The organism is Bradyrhizobium sp. 1, assembly GCF_023073315.1.
Lineage (GTDB): Bacteria > Pseudomonadota > Alphaproteobacteria > Rhizobiales > Xanthobacteraceae > Bradyrhizobium.
In genome coordinates this window covers 273,248-282,166 of sequence record NZ_JADPJH010000028.1, presented here as the reverse complement: position 1 = coordinate 282,166, position 8,919 = coordinate 273,248, and the positions used below count along the sequence as shown (strand labels likewise).

The window sequence follows — 8,919 nt, the reverse complement described above, 5'->3', positions numbered from 1 at the left end:
CAAAAATATTCCACTTTACCGAAATTCGGTTTTAGCGTATGTGTCGGTCATTCCGGCTCGACCTTGAGGGGCGATCGTACGTCGTCACGAACGCGAGCCGGGTTGCGGTGGACGCGGCAGCGTCGTGCGCGAGAGGTGCGGGCAGGGCGGGTAGTCCCTGTGAGCCCGAAACCGCGTGCGGACGAGCGGCGCTGAAAGGTCCGTCTCGCCAACATTTTTCCGGTCGGGTGTACACCGCCGGAGAACCCTGTGGCGAAATGGCGGGCCGTGCGTACGGCAAAACCGTGTGGTCCTGGCCGTCGTTGCTACGGTCAAGCTTTCGCGGAGGTGTGTGCGAGCCCAACCGGGCGGACAGCATCGTCAATTCGCGGGGCGAGGGAGGCCAGAAGGAAAGTTCGGCTCCCGGGAGAGCACGGCATAAGCCGTCCGACCATCGCGCAGGGAAGGCCGAGTGATTGGCACCACCTGTATGCTGCTGTGCGGTTTTCCTGCGTGTGCTTTTCGCGCAGCGGACCGCGGGTGCGAGGTCAGCACCCGGCCTTCCCTGCGCCCTCTTGGCTTAGAGGGTGGAGCGACCAGGCAAAGCTCGGGCGAATTGCGCCGCGAGGAGGCGAAGGCGTGTCTGCAAGTTGAAAAATGGATGAAAGATGGTCTCGTGCCCCGGACGCAGCGCAGCGCTCCTTCAGCGGTGCGCTGCTGAGCCGGGGCCCATGCCGCACGGGAGTTTGTGGCTTCTGGGTCCCGGCTCTGCGCAGCAACGCAAGGGCGTTGCAGCGCGTCCGGGACACGAGAGAAAGCGCATTGGCTCGCGATGACGGCGTTGAAGCCGTCGCATTCTACGCCTCTATCATCAGCGTCCCGCGGGCGCCGACATCGCGCCGTTTTCGTAGCGCGACCAGTCGGGCGTGGTTGGCTGCGACGGCCAGATCGCGGCGTTGGAATCGCGCGCCGATTGGGTGATTGGCGCGGGCTGCGCCTTGCGGGCGTGGTGACGATCGCTCGCCGCGGCGGTCTGGATGGTGGCAGCGACGATCAGGGTGGCGCCGAGAATGGCAAGAGTCTTTTTCATCGTCGTTTCTCCCGTGACGACGTTCCGGCTGTGAGAAGAGTGTCTCCTGTGTTCGTCGTCTCGGCTGAGATGGCGATGCACCCAACCGAATATCACCACGCGCGGCCATCACGTTGGAGCGAGCAAATTTTTTGGTCTCGGCTAAATATTCGGCAACCGCACCCGTGGCCCCGATGGACTTGCCCCCCGCAATCCGGTTCAATGGGGCGAATTGGGTTTCAGGGCGACAACGATGTCGAAATATCTGCTGGTTCTCCTCCTGATCGCCTCGCCGGCGGCTGCCCAGGTCAAGCTCACGCCGAAGAGTTCGGCGGCGCATCCGGACCTCTGCGCCCCGATCGGACGGACCGCAGACGGCAAGCTGGTCTACTCCATGAAGTGCGAGAACCTGCCGGCGCCGCCCGCGCCGCCGCCGCAGGCGGAACTCAAGGAGGCGCCGCCTCCGGCCGCCGCCGAGGCGGAGCCCGAGGCGCGGCGGAGCGGCATTTTCGGCTGGTCCTACGACCGCAGGTGACGGCTCGCGCCCCTTGCGCGATCCTGTCTGGAATGCTCTTTGCTTGAAAATTCCACGGGGGGCTTTTAGTCCCCGATCCAGAGAGATGAGATGAGCAAACTCGTTATCCGCGCCGGCGATTTCACCTTCGATGCCCGCTTCGAGGAGCAGGCGGCGCCCAAGACCGTTGCCGCGTTCCGGAAAGCGCTGCCGTTCGAAAGCCACATCATCCACGTGCGCTGGAGCGGCGAAGCGGTCTGGATGCCGCTCGGCGACCTCGATTTCGGCGTTGGCTACGAGAACCACACCAGCTATCCCGCGCCCGGCCAGATCATCCTCTATCCCGGCGGCATCAGCGAGACCGAGATCCTGATGGCCTATGGCGGCGTGAGCTTCGCCAGCAAAATGGGCCAGCTCGCCGGCAACCACTTCATCACCCTGACCTCGGGCCTGGAGAATCTCGCGACTCTCGGCAAGAGCGTGCTGTGGAAGGGCGCCCTGCCGATCCGCTTCGAGGAAGTCTGAGTTGCCGGACGCCCGCTACCCGCGCGACCTCCGCGGTTACGGCCGTAACCCGCCGCATCCACAATGGCCAGGTGATGCGCGGGTCGCGGTGCAGTTCGTCGTCAATTTCGAGGAAGGCGGCGAGAACAACATTCTGCACGGCGACCGCGCCTCGGAAGCGTTCCTGTCTGACGTGCTCGGCGCGCAGCCCTGGCCGGGCCAGCGCCACGCCAATATCGAATCGATGTTCGAATATGGCTCGCGCGCCGGCTTCTGGCGGCTGTGGCGGATGTTCGATGCGCGCAAATGGCCGGCAACGGTGTTCGGCGTCGCCACTGCGCTGAAGCGCAATCCCGAAATCGTAGCGGCCATGAAGGAGTCAGGCTGGGATATCGCGAGCCACAGCCTGAAATGGATCGAGCACAAGGACATGACCGAGGCGCAGGAGCGCGCCGAGATCGCCGAGTCCATCCGCGTCCACACCGAGGCCACCGGTTCACGGCCGCTCGGCTGGTACACCGGGCGCTCCTCGATCAACACCAATCGTTTGCTGATGGAGGAGGGCGGCTTCCTCTATCTCTGCGATTCCTATGCCGACGATCTGCCCTATTGGGTCAAGGGCGCGGGCGGCAAGCAGCTCGTCATCCCCTATACGCTCGATGCGAACGACATGCGGTTCATCAACCCGCAAGGGTTTGCGGAAGGCGAGCAGTTCTACACCTATCTGAAGGACGCCTTCGACGTGCTCTACGCCGAGGGTGAGACCGCGCCAAAGATGATGTCGGTGGGCCTGCATTGCCGTCTCGCCGGCCGGCCCGGCCGGGCCGCGGGGCTGATCCGCTTCCTCGACTACATCGGTAAGCACGAGCGCGTCTGGGTGCCGACGCGGCTCCAGATCGCGCAGCATTGGCACGACAAGCACGCGCATCTTGATGCATTCGAGATCGGGTAAGGGGATGTCGCAGATTTCGCTCGCCGAACTCAACGCTGCAAGCCAAGCCGACTTCGTCGCCGCCCTCGCCAACGTCGTCGAATATTCGCCGTGGATCGCCGAGCAGCTCGCCGAAAAGCGGCCGTTCGCCGGCATCAATCAATTGCATGCCGCGCTGATGGCGACGATCCAGAGTGCCGAACCTGACGCGCAGTTGGCGCTGATCCGGGCGCATCCCGATCTCGCCAACAAGACCCAGCGTGCGGCGGGCCTCACCGTGGAATCGACCGACGAGCAGAACAGCGCCGGCCTCGACCGGTTGTCGGAGGCCGAATACGCGGCGTTCGAGCGCGTCAACAACGCTTATCGCGATAAATTTGGCATCCCCTATATCGTTTGCGTGCGCCGCCACACCAAGGATTCCGTGCTGCGCGACTTCGAGACGCGGCTGCGCAATATCGCGAAGACCGAGACGCGGCGCGCGATCGAGGAGATTGGTCGTATCTCGGCGCTGCGGCTCGATCAGCTCGTTACTGCCGACGACAAGTTGAAGGTGCATGGCCGGCTCTCGACCCATGTGCTCGATAATCACGCCGGCAAACCTGCGCCCGGCATCGCAGTGGAGCTCGTCGAGCTCTCCGCGCTTGGCGATAGCCGCGTCATCGCGCGCGCCGTTACCAATGCGGACGGGCGCACCGACCAGCCGCTGATCGGCGGCCGGCCGTTGCCGATTGGCCGCTACGAGATCAAGTTCAGCGTTGCCAAGTATTACGCCGAGCGCAACGTGCCGCTGTCAGATCCGCCGTTCCTCGACGAGATCCCGCTGCGCTTTGCGATCAGCGAGCCGGAGAGCCACTACCACGTGCCTCTTCTGGTCACACCGTGGAGCTATTCGACCTATCGCGGCAGCTAAACATGTTGTGCGGATGACGCGACCGCGGCTGCATCGGCTTCCGCTGCAGCGCCACCGCTCAGGCCGTTGAAGAAGGCATTGAGCAGCACCGAGACCACCGCACACAGCAAAATGCCGGACTCCAGCAGCGGCTGGAGATCGTGCGGCAGATTCCTGAAGAAGCCGGGTGCTGCGAGCGGGATCAGGCCGAAGCCGATCGAGATCGCGACGATGAAGAGATTGTAGCGGTTGTTGCGGAAATCGACCGAGGTGAGGATGCGCGCGCCTGTCGCTGCGACCATGCCGAACATCACGAGGCCTGCGCCGCCAAGCACGACCAGCGGCACGGCCTCCACCAGTGCGGCAAGCTTCGGCAGCAGCCCGAGCACGAGCATGATGCCGCCGCCTGTCACCGTCACCCAGCGCGAGCGCACGCCTGTGACCGAGACGAGGCCGACATTTTGCGAGAACGAGGTATAGGGAAAGGTATTGAAGATGCCGCCGAGCAGCGTGCCGACGCCGTCGGCGCGCAGGCCCTTGCTCAGGGCTTCGCGGTCGATCGACTTGCCGGTGATGTCGCCGAGCGCGAGAAACATGCCGAGCGACTCGATCATCACCACGACCATGACGACGCACATGGTGATAACGGGCACCAGATGGAACTGCGGCATGCCGAAGCGGAACGGGATCACGATCGCGCCCCAGGACGCCGCCGCGACCTTGTCGAAATGCATCACGCCCAAAATGGTCGCGAGCACGGCGCCGGCGATGATGCCGAGCAGCACGGAGACGTTGGCGAGGAAGCCCGTACCCCATTTGATCAGGCCGAGAATGAAGAGCAGCACGAACAGCGAGATGCCGAGCCCCTGCAATTGCGCATAGGCCGGATTGGGAAAGCTGCCGGCGACGCCGTCGACCACCTTCGTCAGCGTCGGCAGGCCGCCGCCGGCCCAGTTGATGCCGACCCGCATCAGGGAGATGCCGATGACGAGAATGATGGTGCCGGTGACCACGGGTGGAAACAGAGGCAGCAGCCGGCTGACGAACGGCGCGACAATGATGCCGAACAGGCCAGCCGCGATCACGGAGCCGTAGATGCCGAGCAGGCCGATATCCGGGGCGAGCGCCATCGACAGCATCGGGCCGACGGACGCAAACGTCACGCCCATCATCACCGGCAGGCGGATGCCGACGCCGGGAAAGCCGAGGCATTGCACCAGCGTCGCAAGCCCGCAGGCGAACAAATCGGCGCTGATCAGGAAGGCGACGTCCTCCGGCGGCAGTTTTAGCGCGCGTCCGATGATCAGGGGCACGGCAACCGCACCGGCATACATCACCAGCACATGCTGGAGCCCGAGCGCCAACAGGCGCGGGACCGGCAAAACCTCGTCGACGGGATGCGCTTCGCTGGTCATGGATCAATCCCCCGAAATATGCCTATCCAAATTTCTCGTGCAGTGCTGGAAACAGCCGGTCCGGCTTGAAGGGCGGCGCAGTGAAGCGGATGCCGGTGGCATCGGCAATTGCGTTGCCAAGCGCGGCGGCGACCGGATTGTACGGACTCTCGCTCATCGACTTCGCACCGAGCGGCCCGATCGTGTCGGAGGTCTCGGCGAAGAAGACTTGCGTGCGCGGAACGTCGGCGAAGGAGGGCAGGTGATAGTCGCGGAATTTCGGGTTGGTGACGCGGCCGGTCGCGTCGATCACCATCTCCTCATAGAGCGCAGCCCCGAGTGCCTGGGCGACACCGCCTTCGATCTGGCCGCGGCACTGCATGGGATTGGCGACGACGCCCGCGTCCGCCGCCTGCACGCTCCTGAGAATCTTGAGCTCGCCGGTGCCCTTGTTCACCGCGACGCGAAAACCCTGGACGTTGAAGCCGACCGAGCGCGGCGTGCCGCCGGAATTGCCATTGGCCACGAGCGGTTGACCACGTTCGCGGGCAAGCTTCGCCAGTTCAGAAAAGGACATCCGTCGGACGCCACTGACAACCGTCTCGCCCTCAAGCGTGCAAGTTCCGACGTCGCACAGCCAGGCATCTGCGGCCACCCCCTTCAGATCAGTTGCGAGCTGCATCGCCGCGGCATGCGTCGCCTTGCCGGCGACGAAGGTGCCCGCGCTGCCATAGGCGCCGGTGTCGTGGCCGCCATGGGCGGTGTCGGACTGGCGCAGATGGATGCGGTCCACGGTGGTCGCCAGCATCGTCGCCGCGATCTGCCGGTGCACGGTGCTGGTGCCGTTGCCGAACTCGGCGGTGCCGACGGTGAGCTCGAAGCCGCCGTCGTCGTTGAGCGCGATCATCGCGTCCGCGATGTGGCCGGCGGGCGGGACGGTGTCGATCATGGTCAATGCGACGCCGTCGCCGATCAGCCATTCCGGCGACAGCTCCGGCTGCGGGCCATCGGCCTGCATCGCGCGCTCGACGAGGTCGAGGCACTGATCGAGCCCGTAGGAGCCATAGAGCACGTCGTGGAATTCGGACGGCGGCGGCGACAGCATGGGGTCGCCCAGCTTGACAACGTTGCGCCGGCGCATGTCGTAGGGGCTGATGCCGAGCTGCCTGGCCAGCTCATCGATCGCCGCTTCGACCGCGATCAGCGTTTGCGGCAGCCCATAGCCGCGAAACGCGCCCGCCGGCACCGTGTTGGTGTAGACGGCGAAGCCGTCCACCTTTTTGTTCGGACAATTATAGACGGCGATGGACTCGGACAGCGAGTGGAACATCACCGGGCCGGCGTGATTGCCGTAAGCGCCGGTGTTGGAGAGCACCTCGAGCTGGAGCGCGGTGAGCTTGCCGCCGGCGTCGGCGCCGGCCTTGACGTGGACCCGCATCGGATGCCGCGTCGACGTCGCGATGAACTGCTCCTCGCGGGTGAGCTCCAGCTTCACCGGTCGTCCGGTCTTGATCGCGGCGAGCGCCAGAATGTCCTCGACGAACATCTCCTGCTTGCCGCCAAAACCGCCGCCGACCCGATCGCAGAACACGCGGACCTTGTCCATCGGAAGCTGAAAAATGTTCGACAGCGCGCGCCGGGTCAGGAACGGGACCTGCGTCGAGGTGCGGACATTGAGTACGCCTGCCTCATCGAGCCAGGCGAGGCCACCATGGGTCTCCAGCGCCGCATGCTGCACGCGATGGCTGTGGAAGGTCGCTTCGTAGGTGACGGCGGATGTGGCGAGCGCCGACGCGACATCGCCGTACTCACCATGCGTCTCCGCCACGAGGTTGCGCTGGGCATCGGCGACGCGGTTCGCGGTGGTACGGTCAGGATGGATGATCGGCGCGCCCGGCGCCATCGCCATCTCCGGATCAATCAGCGCCGGCAGAATGTCGTACTCGACCTTGATCCGCCGGCACGCCTCCTCGGCGGCGCCCTCGCTCTCGGCAACGACGGCAGCAACCTTCTGGCCGATGAAGCGGACGACCTCGTCGAGGATACGGGTGTCCTCGGGATCCATCCAGTCCATCTCGTGCCGCGCGGTCGAGATCAGCACCGACGGTGCATCCTCATGCGTCAGCACCGCATGCACGCCGGGAACGCGAAGCGCGTCCGACGTGTCGATCGCGACGATCCTCGCGTGCGTATGCGGCGAGCGGAGCAGCTTGATGTGCAGCAGGCCGCCGATCTCCGTGTCGAACGTGTAGCGCGCCTTGCCGCGTACGACATCGGGGCCCGCCGGTGCCGGCAGGCTCCGGCCGAACGCAGCGCCGGGCTCGACGCTCTCCTCGACATTGTTTTTTCCGAGAATCGCGTCCTCGATCGCGCGATAGCCGGTGCAGCGGCAGATGTTGCCCTTCAGCGCGGAGCCCAGATCGGTGCGCTGCGCCTGGTTCAGCGAGGCGCAGGTCAGGATCAAGCCGGCGGTGCAGAAGCCGCATTGAAAGCCCTGCGCATCGAGGAAGGCCTGCTGCATCGGATGCGCGCCGCTGTCCCCACCGAGTCCTTCGATCGTGGTGACAGCGCGGCCTTCGGCGCGGAACGCGGGGATCAGGCAGCTATGCACGGGCTCGCCGTCGAGCAGCACGGTGCAGGCGCCGCAGTCGCCGGCATCGCAGCCCTTCTTCACACCGAAATGGCCGAGCTCGCGCAGGAACGTGCGCAGGCATTGCCCGGCGCGCGGCTCCTGCGAAAACGGCGTGCCGTTGATCTCGAAGCTCATGAGGGCGTCGCTCCGACAAGTTCGCCGCGGATCTCCTCGGCGAGCCGCAGCGTCATGTGCTTGCGCCAGAGCGGCTTGCCGTGGATGTCGGTGTGGTACAGATCATCCGTGATCTGTTGCACGATCGCGTCGCGAAGCGCGCTCGCGTCCAGGGCCTTGCGAAAGGAGAGCCGGATCGGCCGCACCGTCGATGCAGTCACTGTCAGCGCCAGCGTGCCATCGGCGTCGAGACTGCCGATCAGGAGCGCGGCCGAGCGTCCGACCGGCGCCAGCGAGATCTGGCGAAACGCCGTGCGGCGCTTCAGCGCGGCGATCGGGATATCGATCTGCCGCAGCAGGTCGCCCGGCGCCAGGCGGTTGCGCTGGTTGCCGGTGACGAAGTCGATGACGGGAATCTTCTGTTCGCCTCCGCCGGCTTTCCAAATGATGCAGACGCCGTCGAGCGCTGATGTGAGCGAGATCATCGGTCCCGCCGGCAGCGACATGCAGAGATTGCCGCCGACGGTCGCGGTCTTCCAGATCTTGAACGAGGCGAGGAAGGCCCGGCAGCACTGGCCGATCAAGGGGGCTGCGAGCCAGTCGGGCGGGCAGGCGAACCCGTCGAGCTGCGCGACTGTGCAAGTGGCGGCGATAGCGAGATGGCTGTCCGTGATCGTCAGCGCCGGCCATTTCAGATCGGTGAGATCGATCAGCCGAGTGAGGTGCGCCTGCGGCTCCGAGAACAGCCAGGTGCCGCCTGCGAGCCAAGCATCACCTGCCGTCCAAGCGGGCAGGTCGCGGCGCGTTTGCGGATGGGCCACCGTCGTGATGGTATTCAAATCCATGGTTGCGCCAAAGCTTCCGCCCGGTGAATTGTGCACATGAGTCTT

At 65.2% G+C, this 8,919-nt stretch carries 8 protein-coding genes; 4 read left to right on the top strand and 4 right to left on the bottom strand.

Translation table 11 applies throughout. The features are described 5' to 3' along the window. Positions 1–850: 850 nt before the first annotated feature. Positions 851–1,069 carry a hypothetical protein gene (locus IVB29_RS23760; RefSeq protein WP_247505825.1) on the bottom strand — a complete coding sequence of 73 codons (219 nt, stop codon included), beginning with the start codon at positions 1,067–1,069 and terminating at the stop codon, positions 851–853. A gap of 232 nt (positions 1,070–1,301) precedes the next feature. Between IVB29_RS23760 and IVB29_RS23755 the strand changes: the two genes are divergently transcribed. The 4 genes from IVB29_RS23755 (at position 1,302) to uraD (ending at position 3,910) form a co-directional block, all read left to right on the top strand. Continuing rightward, positions 1,302–1,583: a hypothetical protein gene (locus IVB29_RS23755; RefSeq protein WP_247505824.1), complete on the top strand. Its 282-nt coding sequence runs from the start codon at positions 1,302–1,304 to the stop codon at positions 1,581–1,583. Between the two features lie 90 nt (positions 1,584–1,673). Then, the gene (locus IVB29_RS23750) at positions 1,674–2,087 is read left to right on the top strand and encodes a DUF3830 family protein (RefSeq protein ID WP_247505823.1); all 414 of its coding nucleotides are present in this window, start codon (positions 1,674–1,676) and stop codon (positions 2,085–2,087) included. 1 nt (position 2,088) lies between these two features. Next, complete coding sequence (gene puuE / locus IVB29_RS23745) at positions 2,089–3,018, top strand: allantoinase PuuE (protein WP_247505822.1); 930 nt, start codon at positions 2,089–2,091, stop codon at positions 3,016–3,018. A gap of 4 nt (positions 3,019–3,022) precedes the next feature. Then, positions 3,023–3,910 (top strand): 2-oxo-4-hydroxy-4-carboxy-5-ureidoimidazoline decarboxylase, encoded by an 888-nt coding sequence (gene uraD, locus IVB29_RS23740; protein ID WP_247505821.1) that lies wholly within the window; start codon positions 3,023–3,025, stop codon positions 3,908–3,910. On the opposite strand, the gene IVB29_RS23735 is transcribed toward uraD, so the two are convergent. Genes IVB29_RS23735 through IVB29_RS23725 form a run of 3 tightly spaced genes read right to left on the bottom strand, consistent with a single transcriptional unit; the run spans position 3,907 to position 8,874 of the window. Further along, entirely contained in the window at positions 3,907–5,304 is a 1,398-nt protein-coding gene (locus tag IVB29_RS23735; RefSeq protein WP_247505820.1) for a nucleobase:cation symporter-2 family protein, read from the bottom strand. The genes uraD and IVB29_RS23735 overlap by 4 nt on opposite strands. Before the next feature lie 22 nt (positions 5,305–5,326). Beyond that, positions 5,327–8,050: a molybdopterin cofactor-binding domain-containing protein gene (locus IVB29_RS23730; protein ID WP_247505819.1), complete on the bottom strand. Its 2,724-nt coding sequence runs from the start codon at positions 8,048–8,050 to the stop codon at positions 5,327–5,329. After that, the gene (locus tag IVB29_RS23725) at positions 8,047–8,874 is read right to left on the bottom strand and encodes an FAD binding domain-containing protein (RefSeq protein ID WP_247505818.1); all 828 of its coding nucleotides are present in this window, start codon (positions 8,872–8,874) and stop codon (positions 8,047–8,049) included. Before IVB29_RS23725 ends, IVB29_RS23730 begins: the two co-directional genes overlap by 4 nt. Positions 8,875–8,919 lie beyond the last annotated feature (45 nt).